The sequence below is a fragment of the Streptomyces sp. NBC_01016 genome, assembly GCF_026341035.1.
Taxonomy (GTDB): Bacteria; Actinomycetota; Actinomycetes; order Streptomycetales; family Streptomycetaceae; genus Streptomyces.
Genome location: NZ_JAPEOQ010000001.1, coordinates 3,101,979 through 3,119,858 on the forward strand (window position 1 = coordinate 3,101,979; position 17,880 = coordinate 3,119,858).

Genomic DNA, 17,880 nt, shown 5'->3' on the forward strand with positions numbered 1-17,880 from the left:
CACGGTTGTCTAGACCAGTGTTCCATATCGGGAGGCGTGCGTGACGCGGACCCAGGTCCTCACCGGCACGGCCCTTCGGTCCTCCATAGGGTGCCCTCCGTACGCACGGGCCGCGACCCGTACGACCGACCGCCGTCTGTCGGTGCCCGGCCCTACTCTTGCGGCATGGAGACCCCGTCGGACCGGCATGCGTACCCCGCCCACTGGGAGGCCGACGTGGTGCTGCGCGACGGCGGCACCGCGCGGATCAGGCCCATCACGACGGCGGACGCCGAGCATCTGACCAGCTTCTACGAGCAGGTCTCGGACGAGTCGAAGTACTACCGCTTCTTCGCGCCCTACCCCCGCCTGTCCGCCAAGGACGTGCACCGCTTCACCCATCACGACTATGTGGACAGGGTCGGTCTCGCGGTCACGGTGGGCGGCGAGTTCATCGCCACGGTGCGCTACGACCGGATCAACGAGCAGGGCATGTCGGCGACCGCGCCCGCCGACGAGGCGGAGGTCGCCTTCCTCGTGCAGGACGCCCACCAGGGCCGGGGCGTCGCCTCAGCCCTCCTGGAGCACATCGCGGCCGTCGCCCGCGAGCGCGGCATCCGCCGGTTCGCCGCCGAGGTGCTGCCCGCCAACAGCAAGATGATCAAGGTGTTCCGGGACGCCGGATACACGCAGAAGCGCAGCTTCGAGGACGGCGTCGTCCGTCTGGAGTTCGACATCGAGCCCACGGAGGCCTCGCTCGCGGTGCAGCACGCGCGCGAGCAGCGCGCCGAGGCCCGCTCGGTGCAGCGCCTGCTCGCCCCCGGCTCCGTCGCCGTGATCGGCGTGGGACGTGCGGCCGGAGGAGTGGGCCGCAGCGTTCTCGACAACCTGAAGGACGCGGGCTTCACCGGGCGCCTGTACGCGGTGAACCAGGCGTTCGGGGACGACGTCACCGAGATCGACGGCCTGCCCGCCCACCGCTCCGTACGCGACATCGACCCGGCGGAGACGGTCGACCTGGCCGTCGTGGCCGTGCCCGCCCCGGACGTCCCTGAGGTCGTCGCCGAGTGCGGCGAGCGCGGCGTGCAGGGCCTCGTCGTCGTCTCCGCCGGCTACGCGGAGAGCGGGGACGAGGGCCGCGAGCGCCAGCGCGCCCTGGTCCGCCAGGCCCGCAGCTACGGAATGCGCATCATCGGGCCGAACGCCTTCGGAGTGGTCAACACATCACCGGAGGTACGGCTCAACGCGTCGCTCGCCCCCGAGATGCCGCGCCCCGGACGTATCGGCCTGTTCGCCCAGTCCGGCGCCATCGGCATCGCGCTCCTGTCCCGCCTGCACCGCAGGGGCGGGGGAGTCACCGGGGCCAGCGGGGTCTCCACGTTCGTCTCCGCGGGCAACCGCGCGGACGTCTCCGGGAACGACGTCCTTCAGTACTGGTACGACGACGCGGACACCGATGTCGCCCTCATGTACCTCGAATCGATCGGCAACCCCCGCAAGTTCACCCGCCTCGCCCGCCGCACCGCCGCCGCCAAGCCCCTGGTGGTCGTGCAGGGCGCCCGGCACAGCGGCATCGCGCCCACGGGGCACGCGGTGCGGGCCACCCGCCTCCCGTACGCCACCGTGTCCGCGCTGCTGCGCCAGGCGGGGGTCATCCGGGTCGAAACGATCACCGAACTCGTGGACACCGGCCTCCTGTTGGCCCGCCAGCCGCTGCCCGAGGGGCCGCGTGTCGCCATCCTCGGCAACTCGGAGTCGCTCGGCCTCCTGACGTACGACGTGTGCCTCTCCGAAGGGCTGCGGCCCAAGCCGCCGCTGGACCTGACGACCGCCGCGTCCGCCGCCGACTTCCGGGCCGCACTGGAGCAGGCACTGGCCGACGAGAAGACGGACGCCGTCGTGGTCACCGCGATCCCCGCCGTGGGGGAGGGCCCCTCGGAGGACGCGGAACTCGCGGCCGCCCTGAGCGCGGCAGCCGCCACCGGCCCCACGAAGCCGGTGCTCGTCGTCCACGTCGAACTCGGTGGCCTCGCGGAAGCACTCTCCGCCGCGGCCAGCACGGGGCCCAACGCGCCCGACACCCTGCCCCAGCGCGCCGCCTCCGAGACCTCGGGGACCCCTGGGGCCCCCGAGGCGCCGGACGCCCCCGACGGCACCCCGCCTCCTGTGGACCGCACTCCCCGCCTCATCCCTGCCTACCCGGCCGCCGAGCGCGCCGTCCGCGCGCTCTCCCAGGTGGCCAAGTACGCCCAGTGGCGACGCGACGCCGCCACGCCCGGCAAGGTGCCCGAGTACGACGCCGTCGACGAGCAGGGGGCCGCCGAGCTCATCACGGGACTGCTCGCCAAGGAGGGCGACCCGCGAGGCGCAGACCTCGCCCCGGAGGACGCCCGCGCCCTGCTGTCCCGCTACGGCATCGACGTGCGCAGCACGCTGCCCGCTCCCGGCCCGGACGAGGCCGCGGCGGCCGCGCACACGCTCGGCTACCCGGTGGCCCTGAAGACGACCGCCCCGCATCTGCGGCACCGCCCCGACCTCGGCGGCGTACGCCTGGACCTGTCCAGCGAGGGAGAGCTGCGGCGCGCCTACGAAGACCTGACCCAGCGGCTCGGCAAGCCCGCCGAACTGCGGCCGGTCGTGCAGGCGATGGCGCCGCGCGGAGTCGACACCGTCGTACGCGCCGTCATAGACCCGGCCGCGGGCGCCGTGCTCTCCTTCGGGCTCGCCGGAGCCGCCTCCGAACTGCTCGGTGACACCGCGCACCGGCTGATCCCGGTGACCGACAAGGACGCGCAGGCGATCGTGCGGTCCATCAAGACGTCCCCGATCCTGTTCGGCTGGCGCGGCGCGGCCCCCGTGGACACTCCCGCGCTCGAGGAGCTGCTGCAGCGCGTGTCGCGTCTGGTCGACGACCACCCCGAGGTCGTCGGCGTCGCCCTTGAACCGGTCGTCGTGGCCGAGCGCGGGCTGACCGTCCTCGGCGCCTCCGTCCGGCTCGCGCCGCCGCCCGCCCGCGACGACCTCGGCCCGCGCACCCTGCCCGCCGCGTACTGAACCACCTCGAAACTGACCCTCACGGAGAGTTATCCACAGGGGCATCGGCAGTCTCTTTACGGGCCTTAGGATGGACCACATGGCCAAGACCAGTACGACGACCCAAGGGCTGCGAGCGGCGATCGAGCGCAGCGGTTACTACCCGGCTCTTGTGGCCGAGGCGGTGGAGGCCGCGGTCGGCGGCGAGCCGATCTCGTCGTACCTGGTGCACCAGGAGACCACGTTCGATGCGAACGAGGTCCGTCGTCATGTCACCGTCCTGGTCCTGACCGACAGCCGCTTCATCGTCAGCCACACCGACGAGCAGGCCGCCGACAGCACCTCCCCGACGTCATACGCGACGACGTCGACGGAGTCCGTGCAGATCGGCCGGATCTCTTCGGTCGTGCTCAGCCGCGTCGTCGCCAATCCGGAGAAGTACGTTCCGGGGTCGCTGCCCCGCGAGGTCGTCCTCACCATCGGCTGGGGCGCCGTGTCCCGCGTCGACCTGGAGCCCGCGACCTGCGGCGACCCCAACTGCGAGGCGGACCACGGTTACACGGGCAGCACGACCGCGGACGACCTGAGCCTGCGCGTCAGCGAGGCCGGGGACGGCCCGGAGACCGTGCGCCAGGCCCTCACCTTCGCCCAGTCCCTCTCCGAGGCCATCGCGGACGCGGGCCGCCGATGACGCAGGCCGCCTGGGACGACGTAGAGCCGCTGCCCGTCCACTCCGCTCCCGTCCCGGCGTACGGCACCGGATCCCTCGCCGATCTGCTGCCCACCATCGGCGCCCACCTGGGCGTGCCCGGCTGCACCGCCGGCATCTCCGAGCTGCAGCCGGTCGACCGCGCCTGCGTGTTCCTGATCGACGGCCTGGGCTGGGAGCAGCTCAGGGCGCACCCGGACGAGGCACCGTTCCTCAGCTCGCTCATATCGTCCTCGCGCGGCGGTACAGGCCGCCCGATCACCGCGGGCTACCCGGCGACCACCGCGACCTCCCTCGCGTCCGTGGGCACAGGCCTGCCCCCTGGCGCGCACGGCCTGCCCGGCTACACCGTGCGCAACCCGGACACCGGCGAGCTGATGAACCAGCTCCGCTGGAACCCGTGGACGAAGCCGCGGGCCTGGCAGCCGTACCCCACGATCTTCCAGCGCGCCCACGAAGCGGGTATTCGCACGGCACAGGTGTCCGCGCCGCACTTCGAGACGACCCCCCTCACCAAGATCGCCCTCAGCGGAGGTACGTTCTACGGCCGCCTCTCCGGCGAGGACCGCATGGACCTGGCCGCCGAGCAACTGGCCGCGGGGGACCGGTCGCTGGTGTACACGTACTACAGCGAGGTCGATGGCAAGGGGCACCGCTTCGGCGTCGACTCCGACCCCTGGCGCGGCCAGCTCATGTACGTCGACCGCCTCGCGCAGCGGCTCGCCGAGCAACTGCCGCCGCGCAGCGCCCTGTACGTCACCGCGGACCACGGCATGGTCGACATCGCCTTCGACGAGCAGTCCCGCATCGACTTCGACGAGGACTGGGAACTGGGCGCGGGCGTCGCCCTGTTGGGCGGCGAGGGCCGCGCCCGCCATGTGTACGCGGTGCCGGGCGCGGCGAGCGACGTGCTCACGGTGTGGCGAGAGGTGCTCGGCGAGCAGTTCTGGATCGCCTCGCGCGACGAGGCGATCGCGGCCGGCTGGTTCGGCCCACAGGTTGATCAACGTGTGTACGACCGGCTCGGCGACGTCATCGCCGCGGCCCGTGACGACGTGGTGCTCATCGCCTCGCGGAACGAGCCGAAGGAATCCCTGATGGTCGGTAACCACGGCTCGATGACCCCGGCGGAACAGCTCGTACCGCTGCTGGAAGTGCGGTCCTGACCCCTCCGGCCACATCGGCCACGCCGACCACGTCTGCAACCCCCTCACGTCACGCGAAAGGTGCTCAACTCCCCATGTCCGAGCTGGTGTTCTTCTCCGGAACGATGGACTGTGGGAAGTCGACCCTCGCTCTGCAGATCGAGCACAACCGATCGGCGCGCGGCCTCCAGGGCCTCATCTTCACCCGCGACGACCGGGCGGGGGAGGGCAAGCTCTCCTCCCGCCTCGGCCTGGTCACGGACGCCGTGGAGGTCGCGGACGACCTGGATGTCTACGCGTACGTGGTCGACCATCTCTCGCACGGCGGCCGGGTGGACTACCTGATCGCGGACGAGGCGCAGTTCCTCGCGCCCGAGCAGATCGACCAGCTCGCCCGGGTCGTCGACGAGCTGGAACTCGACGTCTTCGCCTTCGGCATCACGACCGACTTCCGCTCCAAGCTGTTCCCCGGCTCGCAGCGCCTGGTCGAACTCGCCGACCGCGTAGAGGTGTTGCAGGTGGAGGCGCTGTGCTGGTGCGGCGCCCGCGCCACGCACAACGCCCGTACGGTCAACGGCGCGATGGTCGTCGAGGGCGCCCAGGTCGTCGTCGGCGACGTGAACCGGTCGCCGGACGAGATCGGCTACGAGGTGCTGTGCCGACGGCATCACAGCAGGCGGATGACGAGCGCCACGGCACACGCGGCGGCCCTGTCCCCGGACGTGCTGCCGGTCGGCTCGGCCTGAGCGGGACGCAGGCCCCGGGAAACGCCCCGCCTACGCAGCCGGGGGCGCCACCACGGAGAACACCGCCCCCTCCGGATCCGCCACCGTGGCCACCCGCCCGTGCGGACCCTCGCGGGCGGCGGACACCACGTGGCCGCCCAGGTCGGCGACCCGTTCCACGGCCTCGTCCACGTCCTTGACCGTGAAGTACGTCATCCAGTGCGGGCCCTGGTCGCGGGGCAGGGCATGGCCGACGCCGTGCACGGAGGCCACGGGGTGGCCCGCCAGGTGCAGGGTCACGAAGTCGAAGTCGGCGGAGACGACGGCCTCTTCGGAGTAACCGAAGACCGCCTCGTAGAACTTCGCGACGCTCGCGGTCTCCCGCGTCACCAGCTCGTTCCACGCCATCGCGCCCGGCACCCCGGTCACCGCAGAGCCCACGTGCTCGGCGGCCTGCCAGATCCCGAACACCGCGCCCGCGGGATCGGAGCCGATCGCCATCCGGCCGGCCTCCCCGGCGTCCAGCGGGCCCACGCCCACCGTGCCGCCGCAGTGCCGCACCGTCTCGGCCGTCGCGTCCACGTCGTCCGATGCGAGGTAGGGGGTCCAGGCGATCGGCAGGTGGCGGTCGGGCGGCAGCTGGCCGATCCCGGCGACCTCCTTGCCGTCGAGGAGCGCCCGCGCGTACGGGCCGAGTTGCTGTGGGCCGGGCTTGAACTCCCAGCCGAACAGCGCCCCGTAGAACTCCTGGGTCGCGGCCATGCCGTGCACCATCAGGCTCACCCAGCAAGGGGTGCCGGGTGCGCGCCGGGCTGCTGCCTCGGTCATCGTCACTCTCTCCTCGGAACGGATCCCGCGGGGCCCGCGGCTCGGGATCCCACATCTCAGATGGCGCCCGTGCCGATGGTGGCACTCGGTGCCGCGCGACGCTCCTCGGCCGCGCCGAAACCATCGGACTCCCCGCTGAGGATGCCCGAAACGGTGTTTCGCATACGTTTCGGCGCCACGACCCTGCCATGTCCGGTCAATAGACGCTCGGTAGTCGATCGAGCACGCTATACGACCACGAGCGCGCGGGCCAGGGCATGAGCAAGGATGGGCCCATGAATGCCATCATCACCGCATCCGAACTTGCGAGCGAGTTGACGGGTGAGCAGCCCCCCGTGCTGCTCGACGTCCGCTGGCAGCTCAGCCTCGCCAAGGCCGCGGGAGTGCCCGCGTTCGACGGCCGTGCCGAGTACGCGGCGGGCCATGTGCCCGGCGCGGTCTACGTCGATCTGGACACGGAACTCGCTGGTCACGCGGGTCCGGGCGACGGCAGGCACCCCTTGCCCGAGCTGTCCGGATTCGGCGCGGCGATGCGCGCCGCCGGCGTCTCGGCGGACCGCGACGTCGTCGTATACGACGGTGGTCAGGGCTGGGCCGCGGCGCGCGCCTGGTGGCTGTTGCGCTGGACGGGTCACTCGTCCGTGCGGGTTCTCGACGGCGGGCTTGCCGCCTGGAACGGCCCCCTGGAGACCACGGCCCCGACGCCACAGCCGGGCACCTTCGAGCCTGCACCCGGTGCCACCGGTCTGCTCGACGCTGACGCCGCCGCGGCCCTGGCCCGCTCCGGTCTGCTCCTCGACGCCCGCGCCGCCGAGCGCTACCGCGGTGACGTGGAGCCCATCGACCGCGTCGGCGGCCACATCCCCGGCGCGGTGTCCGCTCCGACCACGGAGAACGTCGGCGACGACGGCCGCTTCCGGCCGGCCGCCGAGCTCGCGGAGCGCTTCAAGTCCCTTGGCGCGAACGGCGATCCGGGCCAGGTCGGCGTCTACTGCGGCTCAGGCGTCTCGGCCGCGCACGAGATCCTGGCGCTCGCGGTGGCGGGCATCGATGCCCAGCTGTACGTCGGTTCCTGGTCCCAGTGGTCCGCCGACGAGGCGCGCCCGGTGGCCACGGGGCCGGACCCGCAGTAGCCGTCGCTACGCAGAGGGGGCCCGCGCCGACTGAACGGCGCGGGCCCCCTCTGCGTACAAAAGGTTGCTACTCGTGGTGCAAGAGCCGGCTACTCCTGCTTCTTGCGGCGCGTGCCGAAGACGATCTCGTCCCAACTCGGCACGGCGGCGCGGCGGCCGGGGCGTACGCCGTCCGCCTCCGCCTGGCGGTCGGTCGTGCCGGTGAGGCGGTCACGGTGGCCGGCGACGGCACGCGGCATCAGGATGTCCGCGTACGCCGATCCGGCTCCGGCCGACGCAGCGGGCGCCGCCGGCTCCTCCACCTCGGCGGCCGCGGGCGTCTCCGGCTCCTCCTGCGGCGGCTCGGGAGCCACGGCAGGACGCTCGGGCACCGCGAGGTCGCCGCGGTAGCTGGGCACGGCCTCCAGGAGGCTGGTCAGCGAGTCGCGCTCCGGCGGGGCGGACGAGGCGATCGCCGGCAGCTCGGTCTCCTCGGGCTCCGGCTCCGCGGGCGGCGTCGGCCGCTCGAGCTGCCGGTCCAGGGCGCGATCGAGGGGGCGGTCGAGAGGCCGGTCCCTGGGCAGACGGGCGATGCGCGGCACGAACGGGAACGTGGGTTCGGGCGTACCGATGTCGTCGGACTCGCCGATGAGCGAGCGCGCCTCGTCGTCCACGGCCTGGACGAGCCTGCGGGGCGGGTCGTACGTCCAGCTCGCCGAGTGCGGTTCGCCCGCGACCCGGTAGACGAGCAGGACTTCCCAGGTGCCGTCGTCCCGGCGCCAGGAGTCCCACTGGACCGAGTCCTTGTCGGCGCCGCGCAGTACGAGACGCTCCTGCACCGCCTCGCCCAGCTGGGGGCCGGCGTTCTCGCCGGGGCGGCGCACGGGGGTCTTCCTGGCGCGCTCGGCCATGAACGCGCGCTCCGCGAGCACAGGGCCCTCGAAGCGGCGCACCCGGTCGACCGGGATGCCGGCGAACTGTGCGACCTCCTCGGCGGTCGCGCCTGCCCGTATACGCGCCTGAATGTCGCGCGGGCGGAGGTGGCTCTCCACCTCGATCTCGATCTGGCCGAGGCGCGGACGGTCGCCACGTACGGCGGCCCGGAGGCGCTCGTCGATCGGCAGCGTGTACTCCGTGCTGTCCGCAGCCTTCAGCACCAGCCGTGTGCCGTCGTTAGAGACGGCCACGACACGCAGTTCGGGCATGGGGACCTCCCGGGTGGTGCCTGCCGACGTCACGTGCGTCGCTGCTTCCGCTAGTCGAGTGTGGCCTGCCCGGGTGCAGCCTGCCACAACCTTGCCGAGTTGCCCGGCGTGTCGGGCATGGGCCCGGGGTCGCCGTTATGGCACGGTTACCTATTCGCAACGCTAAGTGACGGACTCCGTCACCCTGTGCAGCGAACCCCCTCCCCACGATCCTGGCAGGACCCGAGCACCCTGGCGGGAGACCGGACCCAGGGCTCGCAACAGTACTCCATTCGGGCCACTTGCGTGGATCGGCACGCTGTCGAAGTTCTGTCGGGGGGCGGGAGTTGGGGCCGCGGTCCCACGATTTTGGCGGGCCATGTGTGGAGTCCGCGTGTTCTGCTTCACGAAATCTCCGGAACCGGAACTGATTCCTCCTCCGATACGTCCTTTCTCTTGTGTCCTAGGGAGTTCGCTTACTCTTGGGAGCTTCGCTGGGGCATGGGTGGTTTTGTCGAGAAAGGTAGGCAAGGTCCGAGAATGGGCAAGAAGCCGGAGATCTCCGAGGACATATCCGAGGACGTGGAGGAAGAGCCCAGGAGGAAGCGGCTGGATCTGAGCGTCCCGCAGGTGGCGGGCAGTGCGGTCGCCGCCGTCGTGGCCGCGAAGCTCGCCTCCGGCCTCGGTGTCTACGGGACGATCCTCGGTGCCGGTGTGGTCAGTGCCCTCGCCACCTGTGGTGGCACGCTCTTCCAGCACTTCTTCAGGCGCACCGGTGAGCAGATACGCGACGTCCGGGTGGTGAAGCCGAAGACCCGGCAGGTGCCGGTGACGGCGCAGGGCAGGCCCGTGCCCCGTACGTTCCGCTCGGACTCCTCGATGGACGCCACGAGGTCCATGGTCACGGGCTCGGAGCCGCCCGCGGCGCGGCCGGCCGTGACGGCGCTGCCGACCACCACGACCTGGGGGACGACGAAAACCCCGACCGCGGATGCCGATGAGGCGACGGCGCTGCCGCAGGTCTCCGCCGTCGAGCAGGTCACCGCCATGGAACAGGTCACCTCCATGAAGCAGGTCTCCACCACCGCCACCGAGGGGACCCAACTGCTCGACACGGGCGCCGTGGCCGATCTGCTGCCGGACGAGGACACCGACAAGACGCAACTGCTGAGCGCTGCGGGTGCCACGGCCGCGACCGCCGCGACCGACCCCGAGAAGACGCAGCTGATCAAGCCCGAGGCGATCGACGAGGCCACGCGGATGCTGCGTGCCCCGGACGTCGATCACGTCGATCACGCCGACGGCGGCGCGGACCTCGACGACGAGTTCACCGAGGGCACCGTGCACCGTTCGCGCATCAAGAGCTGGAAGCGGCCACTGATCGCCGCGGCGGTCGTGTTCGGCGTCACCATGGGCGGCATCACCACGTACGAACTGGTGTCGGGCCACACCTTCGGTGGCAGCGGCGGCGGCACCACCATCGGCGACGCCTTCAAGGGGCGGAACTCCTCGTCCGGCGGCGACACCACTCCGGACACCACTCCGACGCCGTCCGACGGCAGCAGCACCGGCTCGGACACCGGTACGCAGAACAACGACGACTCCGGCACCACCACCCCGGACCCGAGCGCCACCCCGACGACGGGTGACACCGGTGGCTCCGACGGTGGCTCGGACTCCGGTTCGGACAGCGGGTCCTCCGACTCGGGCTCGGACTCGGGCTCCGATTCGGGCTCGGACAGCGGTTCGGACAGCGGGTCCTCCGACTCCGGTTCGGACTCGGGCTCCGACAGTGGCTCGGACTCCGGTTCGGACAGTGGCAGCACCACCGACCCGACCTCTGCCCCCACGCAGGGCTCGGACGTCCAGCAGCAGTCGGAGTGACCCGAGGTACGCCCCTGCGGGGGCTGCCGGGTCAGTCGCCGAGCACCCGCCGCAGATAGGCATTGCCGAACACGCGGTCCGGGTCCAGGCGGTCGCGCAGCGCCGTGAACTCGCCGAAGCGCGGGTACGCGCGCGTGAAGTACTCCGCGTCGCGCGTGTGCATCTTGCCCCAATGCGGGCGCCCCTCGTGGGCGGTGAGAATCTGCTCGGCCGCGGTGAAGTACCGGTGGTACGGCGTCCCCTTGTACATGTGCACGGCTACGTAGGCGGTGTCGCGGTCGGACGCCGTGGACAGCGCGATGTCGTCGGCCGGGGCAGTGCGGACCTCGACGGGGAAGCTGATCCGCAGGCGTGAGCGGTCGACCATGGACTTCAGCTCGCGCAAGGTGTCCACGAGGGCCGCGCGCGGAACCGCGTACTCCATCTCCACGAAGCGCACGCGGCGCGGCGATGTGAAGACCTTGTAGGGAATGTCCGTGTACGTCCGGGAGGACAGCGCCCGGCTGGAGACCTTGGCGATCGAAGGGATCGTGGCGGGCACGGCGCGGCCGATCGAATTGGCCACCTGGAACAGGCCGTTGGAGAGCAGCTCGTCCTCGACGAAGCCGCTGAACTTGGAGACGGGGGCCTCCGGGCCCGCGCTGCGGTTGTTGCGCTTGGTGTTGCAGCTGCCCGTGTGCGGGAACCAGTAGAACTCGAAGTGCTCGTTCTCGGCGTGCAGCTCCTCGAAGTCCGTGAGCACTCGGTCGAGAGGCATCGGCTCCTCGCGCGCGGACAGCAGGAAGATCGGCTCCACGGCGAAGGTGATCGCCGTGACGATGCCGAGGGCACCGAGACCGATGCGGGCGGCCGCGAAGACCTCGGGATTCTCCTTCTCGGAGCAGGTGAGGAGTTCCCCGCTCGCGGTGACCAGCTCAAGTCCCTTGATCTGCGCGGCGATCGACGCGGAGTCGCGGCCCGTGCCGTGCGTGCCGGTGCTGGTGGCGCCGGAGACCGTCTGCTCCATGATGTCGCCCATGTTCGTGAGCGACAGGCCCTCGCGGGCCAGGGCCATGTTGAGTCGCTTGAGCGGAGTACCGGCCTCGACCGTGACGGTCCCGTTCGACCGGTCAATGCTGCGGATTCCGGTCAACAGTTGAGGGCGTATCAATACTCCGTCGGTCGCGGCCGCCGCCGTGAAGGAGTGGCCCGAGCCGACGGCCTTCACCTTCAGGCCGTCCTCCGCGGCACTGCGCACCGCCGCTGTCAGCTCCTCGACGGACGCGGGCGTCACCTCGCGCACGGGGCGCGCGGTGACGTTGCCCGCCCAGTTACGCCAGGCTTCGCTGCTCTTCCGCCTGCCCGTCTGCGTGCCCGGCGCGCCCCGCGTACCCCTCGGTGGCCTGCTCATCGGTACTTCCTCCCCGCTGCGGAACCGGCCGCTTCAGCCGGCGATAGCCCAGGAGCCCGACAAGGACCGCGACGGCGCCGGATACCCCCGGCACCGCGTACCCGGCATCCGCCCCGGCCGCGTCGATCACCCAGCCGGCCACGGAGGAGCCGAGCGCGACGCCGACCGAGAGTCCGGTGCTCACCCAGGTCATGCCCTCGGTCAGCTTCGCGCGTGGTACGTGCTGCTCGACGAGGGCCATCGTCGTGATCATCGTCGGTGCGACGGACAGGCCCGCGACGAAGAGCGCCACGGCCAGGATTGGCAGGTTCCCGACCAGTTGGAGGGGGATCATACTCACGGCCATCGTGACGACACCCAGCAGCCACCTGGGAGCGGGCGCTCCCTTGAAGTGCAGCAGGCCGAACAGCGCGCCCGCGAGGCAGGAGCCGGTCGCGTAGACGGCGAGCACCACGCTGGCCATCGACTTGTGGCCGAGGTCCTCGGCGTAGGCCACCGTGACGACGTCGATCGACCCGAAGATCGCTCCCGTCGCGACGAAGGTCGCCACCAGAACCTGCAAGCCACGCGCGCGGAGCGCCGATCCGGGGCTGTGCTGTTCGCGCGGGTGCGGTACCGGTTCCGTGGCGCGCTGCGACGTCAGCCAGAAGACGCCGGCCGCGAGGAAGCAGCCCGCCAGAAGGGGCCCCGCCTCCGGGAACCACACCGTGGACAGGCCGATCGAGATGATCGGCCCGAAGACGAAGCACACCTCGTCCAGCACCGACTCGAAGGAGTACGCGGTGTGCAGCTGCCGCGGGACGTCTCCGTAGAGGGCCGCCCACCGTGACCGGATCATGGAGCCGACGCTCGGGACGCAGCCGACGAGTGCGGCGCACGCGAAGAGGGTCCAGTCCGGCGCCGTGTACTTGGCGCACAACAGGAGACCGGTGACCGCGACGAGCGAGATCACGGTGGCCGGTCGAAGCACCCGGCGCTGCCCGTGCCGGTCGACGAGCCGGGAGATCTGCGGCCCGAGCAGCGCGGCCGACAGCGCCACCGTCGCGGACAGGGCCCCCGCGAGCCCGTAGCGCCCGGTCAGCTGGGAGACCATCGTGACGATGCCGATGCCCATCATGGACAGGGGCATTCGGCCGAGGAGCCCGGCAGCGGAGAAGCTCTTGGTTCCGGGCAGGGCGAATATGGCGCGGTAGGGGCTGGGCAACTCGACTCCGGTAAGGCGTAAAAGCGGTGGATACAGCTTACGCGCGCCACGACCGGGACACACGCGGTTTTCCGCCTGTCAGTGCCGGGTGGCAGGATCGAAGTCATGCCAGACGCGCACGCTGCCAGCCCCGATGCCCGCCCCTACGACGCCCTGCTGCTGCTCTCGTTCGGAGGCCCCGAGGGCCCCGACGACGTCGTCCCGTTCCTGGAGAACGTGACGCGCGGCCGGGGCATCCCCAAGGAGCGGCTCAAAGAGGTCGGGCAGCACTACTTCCTGTTCGGCGGGGTCAGCCCGATCAACGACCAGAACAGGGCCCTGCTCGACGCCCTGCGCAAGGACTTCGCCGAGCACGGCCTGGAACTGCCGGTCTACTGGGGCAACCGGAACTGGGCGCCGTACCTGACGGACACGCTGCGCGAGATGGTCACCGACGGCCACCGCCGCATCCTCGTCCTCGCCACCAGCGCCTACGCCTCGTACTCGGGCTGCCGCCAGTACCGCGAGGACCTCGCGGAGGCGCTCGCCGCGCTGGAGGCCGAGGGCCTGGAGCTGCCGAGGATCGACAAGCTGCGGCACTACTTCAACCACCCCGGCTTCGTGCGCCCCATGATCGAGGGCGTCCTGAAGTCCCTCGCCGACCTCCCCGAGGACGTCCGCGCCGGCGCCCACATCGCCTTCACCACGCACTCCATCCCGAACGCGGCGGCCGACACCTCCGGGCGGACCGAGGAGCACGGCGACGGGGGCGCGTACGTGAAGCAGCACCTGGACGTCGCGCAGCTCATCGCCGACGCGGTGCGCGAGGAGACCGGCGTCGCCCACCCCTGGCAGCTCGTCTACCAGTCGCGTTCCGGCGCCCCGCACATCCCGTGGCTCGAGCCCGACATCTGCGACCACCTGGAGGAGCGCCACGCGGCGGGCGTCCCGGCCGTCGTCATGGCGCCCATCGGCTTCGTCTCCGACCACATGGAGGTCCTCTACGACCTCGACACCGAGGCCGAGGCGAAGGCCGCGGAGCTGGGCCTTCCGGTGCGCCGCTCCGCCACCGTGGGAGCCGACCCGCGCTTCGCCGCCGCCGTACGGGAGTTGGCCCTGGAGCGGGCCGCCACCGAGAGCGGCAGGAACGTCACGCCTTGCGCTCTGGGTGCGCTCGGCGCGAGCCACGACCTGTGTCCCGTGGGCTGCTGCCCCGCCCGCACCCCCAAGCCGGCCGCCGCCGGTGCCGACAGCTCGTACGCGTAAGGACAGTGACGTGACCGACCCCAAGGCCACTGAGGCCGCCCCCACTGCCGACGACCTCGCGTCGCTCAAGGCGGAACTGCTCGAGATCGCCCTGGAGGCGGCGGCACGGGCCGGTGTGTTCCTGCGCGACGGCAGGCCCGAGGACCTCGGCGTCGCCGCCACCAAGACGAGCGCCGTCGACGTCGTCACCGAGATGGACATCGCCTCCGAGAAGCTGATCACGGACTACCTGGCCGAGCGCCGCCCCGACGACGGGGTGCTCGGCGAGGAGGGCTCCTCCGTGGAGGGCACCAGCGGCATCCAGTGGGTGATCGACCCCATCGACGGAACCGTCAACTACCTTTACGGGCGCCCCGATTGGTCCGTCTCCATCGCGGCCCGCAAGGACGGCGAGACGCTCGTCGGCGTCGTCGCCGCCCCGATGCGCGCCGAGACCTACCGCGCCGTCCTCGGCGAGGGCGCCTTCGTGAACGACCGCCCCGCGCGCGTGCGCGTGGCGCCGCCCCTCGAGCAGGCCCTGGTCGGCACCGGCTTCGGCTACCTGGAGTCGCGCCGCGCCCGCCAGGCCGAGGTGCTGGGGCATTTGGTGCCGCGCGTGCGCGACATCCGGCGCGGCGGCTCGGCCGCCATCGACCTGTGCGACGTGGCGCTCGGCCGCATGGACGCGTACTACGAACGCGGCCTGAACCCCTGGGACTTCGCGGCAGGCGACCTCATCGCGCGCGAGGCGGGCGCCCTCACAGGTGGCCGCCCCGGGGAGCCGCTCTCGCCGGAGCTGACCGTCGCGGCGCCCCCCGGCGTCTTCGAGCCGCTTCAGAACTGGCTGGAAGAACTCGGCGCCTGGCACGACTGAGCGTCCCGGCTCACGGCACACGAGCTAGCGGCAGACAAGCTCACGGCACACGAGCCCACGGCATACGAAAAGGCCCCGGCGCCCGCCTGGATCAACCAGGCGCCGGGGCCCTCGTACGTGCGTCAGACGCTCGAGGCGTGAACCTCCACGCCGTGCTCCGCGGCGAGGCGGCGGAGGTCGTCCAGCTCACCCTGCTCGACCTCGGCAAGGAAGTCGTCACCGGTCTCGCGCGCCAGCGTCAGGTCGGTCTCCGCCGCCCTAATGCGCTGCAGAAGTCCTGCGGTGAATGCGTCCATGGTTGCGCCCCCTCGTCCTGGGTCGTGGGTCGATGGCACGGGGGTGTGCCCTAGGAAGGGGCGATCACGTCCCCGAGCCGTCCCTGGTGGAGAGCGGTCTCGACAGCGGCTCGTGGCATGCCACATACAAAGCGTGATCGCGGATGTACAGCCGTCCTCCCCAAGGCTCCATCCGGAGAAACCTCGACCCATCCAGAAAATCCGCATTCCCCGGGTCGCCCGTCCGTCTTACAGCCGGTTTATGGCCGAAAGGGGCAGGATGGTGGCCACAGCTCAACACCCGGCCTGCCCGCGCGCCCGAGAAGCGCGCTGGTGGGCGACCAGAGGAAGGACAAGCGACGTGCGCGTACTCGTCGTCGAGGACGAGCAACTGCTCGCCGATGCGGTGGCCACCGGACTCCGCCGGGAGGCCATGGCCGTCGACGTCGTGTACGACGGTGCGGCCGCCCTGGAGCGCATCGGCGTCAACGACTATGACGTGGTCGTTCTCGACCGCGATCTCCCGCTCGTGCACGGCGACGACGTCGCCCGCAAGCTCGTCGAGCTGGGCATGCCCACCCGCATCCTCATGCTGACCGCCTCCGGCGACGTCAGCGACCGCGTGGAGGGCCTGGAGATCGGGGCGGACGACTACCTCCCCAAGCCCTTCGCGTTCAGCGAGCTGACGGCCCGTGTAAGGGCCCTCGGACGGCGTACGAGCATGCCGCTGCCGCCCGTGCTCGAGCGCGCGGGGATCAAGCTCGACCCGAACCGCCGCGAGGTGTTCAGGGACGGCAAGGAGATCCAGCTCGCTCCCAAGGAGTTCGCCGTCCTCGAGGTGCTGCTGCGCAGCGAGGGTGCCGTCGTCTCGGCCGAGCAGCTCCTGGAGAAGGCCTGGGACGAGAACACGGACCCGTTCACGAACGTCGTGCGGGTCACCGTGATGACCCTGCGCCGCAAGCTGGGCGAGCCCGCCGTCATCGTCACCGTGCCCGGCTCGGGCTACCGGATCTGATCCCTAGATGGCCGCCGCACCCGCGCCACCCTCTCCGGCGCCACCGAAACCGACATGGAAGCCCGGGACGAAGGCGGAGCCGCCCTTCCCCTGGCTCCGCCCGACCATCCGGATACGGCTCACGCTGCTGTACGGCGGCATGTTCCTGATCGCGGGCATCCTGCTGCTCTCGATCATCTACCTCCTGGCCGCGCAGGCCCTCGACGTGGGCGGCGATCTGCCGTTCAAGGTCACCGACGGGCATGTCATCAGCACCAGCTGCAACTTCCCGTCGGGGAACATCTCGGCGAGCGAGCTGAACGACCTGATGAACGGCTGCGTCAACAAGCAGCGCCAGCACGCTCTGGACGTACTCCTCAGCCGCTCCCTGATGGCCCTGATGGGCCTCGCCGTCATCGCCTTCGCCTTCGGCTACGCCATGGCGGGCCGCGTCCTGTCCCCGCTCGGCCGGATCACGCGCACCGCGCGCCGGGTCGCCGGCACGGACCTGACGCGCCGCATCGAGCTGGACGGGCCGGACGACGAGCTGAAGGAGCTGTCGGACACCTTCGACGAGATGCTTGACCGCCTGGAGCGCGCCTTCACGGCGCAGCAGCGCTTCGTCGGGAACGCCTCCCATGAGCTGCGTACACCGCTCGCGATCAACCGCACCCTCCTGGAGGTGCACCTCTCCGATCCGGGCGCCCCTGTGGAGCTCCAGCAGCTCGGCAAGACGCTGCTGGCCACGAACGAGCGCAGTGAGCAGCTCGTGGAGGGCCTGCTGCTGCTCGCCCGCAGCGACAACCAGATCGTCGAGCGCAAGCCCGTGGACCTGGCGGAGGTCGCCTCGCAGGCGATCGACCAGGCCAGGGCCGAGGCCGACGAGAAGGGCGTGGAGATCCGCGGGGAGTGCAAGGAAGCGGTGATCCAGGGCAACGGTGTGCTCCTGGAGCGCATCGCCCTGAACCTCGTGCAGAACGCCGTCCGCTACAACATCCCCGAAGGGGGATGGGTGGAGGTGGACACGGAGGCCCAGCACGGCCAGGCGGTCCTGGTGGTCGCGAACACGGGCCCGGTGGTCCCCGCGTACGAGATCGACAATCTTTTCGAGCCGTTCAGGCGGCTGCGCACCGAGCGCACCGGCAGCGACAAGGGCGTGGGCCTCGGGCTCTCCATCGCCCGGTCGGTCGCGCGCGCCCACGGGGGTCGCATCACCGCCGAGCCACGCGAGGGGGGTGGGCTCGTGATGCGGGTCACCCTGCCGATCTAGGCCGGTTCAACGTGCGTGCGGCCCATGGATCTGACATGCTTCCGCCGACG

At 71.3% G+C, this 17,880-nt stretch carries 15 protein-coding genes; 10 read left to right on the top strand and 5 right to left on the bottom strand.

Translation table 11 applies throughout. The annotated features are described in order from the left end of the window. Positions 1 to 165: 165 nt before the first annotated feature. The 4 genes from OG746_RS14385 (at position 166) to OG746_RS14400 (ending at position 5,612) form a co-directional block, all read left to right on the top strand. Positions 166 to 3,033, top strand: a complete 2,868-nt coding sequence (locus tag OG746_RS14385; RefSeq protein WP_266714980.1) for a bifunctional acetate--CoA ligase family protein/GNAT family N-acetyltransferase — start codon at positions 166 to 168, stop codon at positions 3,031 to 3,033. 79 nt (positions 3,034 to 3,112) lie between these two features. Further along, positions 3,113 to 3,703: a DUF5998 family protein gene (locus OG746_RS14390; RefSeq protein WP_266714981.1), complete on the top strand. Its 591-nt coding sequence runs from the start codon at positions 3,113 to 3,115 to the stop codon at positions 3,701 to 3,703. Next, the gene (locus OG746_RS14395; protein WP_266714982.1) at positions 3,700 to 4,887 is read left to right on the top strand and encodes an alkaline phosphatase family protein; all 1,188 of its coding nucleotides are present in this window, start codon (positions 3,700 to 3,702) and stop codon (positions 4,885 to 4,887) included. Before OG746_RS14390 ends, OG746_RS14395 begins: the two co-directional genes overlap by 4 nt. A 74-nt stretch (positions 4,888 to 4,961) precedes the next feature. Continuing rightward, positions 4,962 to 5,612 (top strand): thymidine kinase, encoded by a 651-nt coding sequence (locus tag OG746_RS14400; protein ID WP_266714983.1) that lies wholly within the window; start codon positions 4,962 to 4,964, stop codon positions 5,610 to 5,612. 30 nt (positions 5,613 to 5,642) lie between these two features. On the opposite strand, the gene OG746_RS14405 is transcribed toward OG746_RS14400, so the two are convergent. After that, a complete protein-coding gene (locus tag OG746_RS14405) occupies positions 5,643 to 6,419 on the bottom strand; it encodes a VOC family protein (protein ID WP_266714984.1) in 777 nt (258 codons plus the stop codon). Between the two features lie 275 nt (positions 6,420 to 6,694). Here OG746_RS14405 and OG746_RS14410 point away from each other — a divergent pair, with 275 nt between their 5' ends. Further along, complete coding sequence (locus OG746_RS14410; protein ID WP_266714985.1) at positions 6,695 to 7,552, top strand: sulfurtransferase; 858 nt, start codon at positions 6,695 to 6,697, stop codon at positions 7,550 to 7,552. An 89-nt stretch (positions 7,553 to 7,641) separates the two neighbouring features. On the opposite strand, the gene sepH is transcribed toward OG746_RS14410, so the two are convergent. After that, the gene (sepH, locus tag OG746_RS14415; RefSeq protein ID WP_266714986.1) at positions 7,642 to 8,736 is read right to left on the bottom strand and encodes a septation protein SepH; all 1,095 of its coding nucleotides are present in this window, start codon (positions 8,734 to 8,736) and stop codon (positions 7,642 to 7,644) included. 519 nt (positions 8,737 to 9,255) lie between these two features. On the opposite strand from sepH, the gene OG746_RS14420 reads away from it, so the two are divergent. Next, on the top strand, positions 9,256 to 10,599 hold the full coding sequence (locus tag OG746_RS14420; protein WP_266714987.1) for a hypothetical protein: 1,344 nt from the start codon (positions 9,256 to 9,258) through the stop codon (positions 10,597 to 10,599). Between the two features lie 31 nt (positions 10,600 to 10,630). Here OG746_RS14420 and OG746_RS14425 read toward each other — a convergent pair whose 3' ends face one another. Together OG746_RS14425 and OG746_RS14430 are read right to left on the bottom strand one after the other, a co-directional pair. Next, complete coding sequence (locus OG746_RS14425) at positions 10,631 to 11,989, bottom strand: FAD-linked oxidoreductase, L-gulonolactone oxidase family (protein WP_266714988.1); 1,359 nt, start codon at positions 11,987 to 11,989, stop codon at positions 10,631 to 10,633. Further along, positions 11,910 to 13,193 carry an MFS transporter gene (locus tag OG746_RS14430; protein ID WP_266714989.1) on the bottom strand — a complete coding sequence of 428 codons (1,284 nt, stop codon included), beginning with the start codon at positions 13,191 to 13,193 and terminating at the stop codon, positions 11,910 to 11,912. Before OG746_RS14430 ends, OG746_RS14425 begins: the two co-directional genes overlap by 80 nt. Positions 13,194 to 13,298: 105 nt before the next feature. On the opposite strand from OG746_RS14430, the gene OG746_RS14435 reads away from it, so the two are divergent. Beyond that, a complete protein-coding gene (locus OG746_RS14435) occupies positions 13,299 to 14,438 on the top strand; it encodes a ferrochelatase (protein ID WP_266714990.1) in 1,140 nt (379 codons plus the stop codon). A 10-nt stretch (positions 14,439 to 14,448) separates the two neighbouring features. Continuing rightward, entirely contained in the window at positions 14,449 to 15,291 is an 843-nt protein-coding gene (locus OG746_RS14440; protein WP_524540411.1) for an inositol monophosphatase family protein, read from the top strand. Positions 15,292 to 15,413: 122 nt separating this feature from the next. Here OG746_RS14440 and OG746_RS14445 read toward each other — a convergent pair whose 3' ends face one another. Further along, a complete protein-coding gene (locus OG746_RS14445; protein ID WP_266714991.1) occupies positions 15,414 to 15,587 on the bottom strand; it encodes a hypothetical protein in 174 nt (57 codons plus the stop codon). Between the two features lie 340 nt (positions 15,588 to 15,927). Between OG746_RS14445 and OG746_RS14450 the strand changes: the two genes are divergently transcribed. Beyond that, positions 15,928 to 16,581 (top strand): response regulator transcription factor, encoded by a 654-nt coding sequence (locus OG746_RS14450; protein ID WP_266714992.1) that lies wholly within the window; start codon positions 15,928 to 15,930, stop codon positions 16,579 to 16,581. 7 nt (positions 16,582 to 16,588) lie between these two features. Continuing rightward, entirely contained in the window at positions 16,589 to 17,830 is a 1,242-nt protein-coding gene (locus OG746_RS14455) for a sensor histidine kinase (protein WP_266714993.1), read from the top strand. Positions 17,831 to 17,880 lie beyond the last annotated feature (50 nt).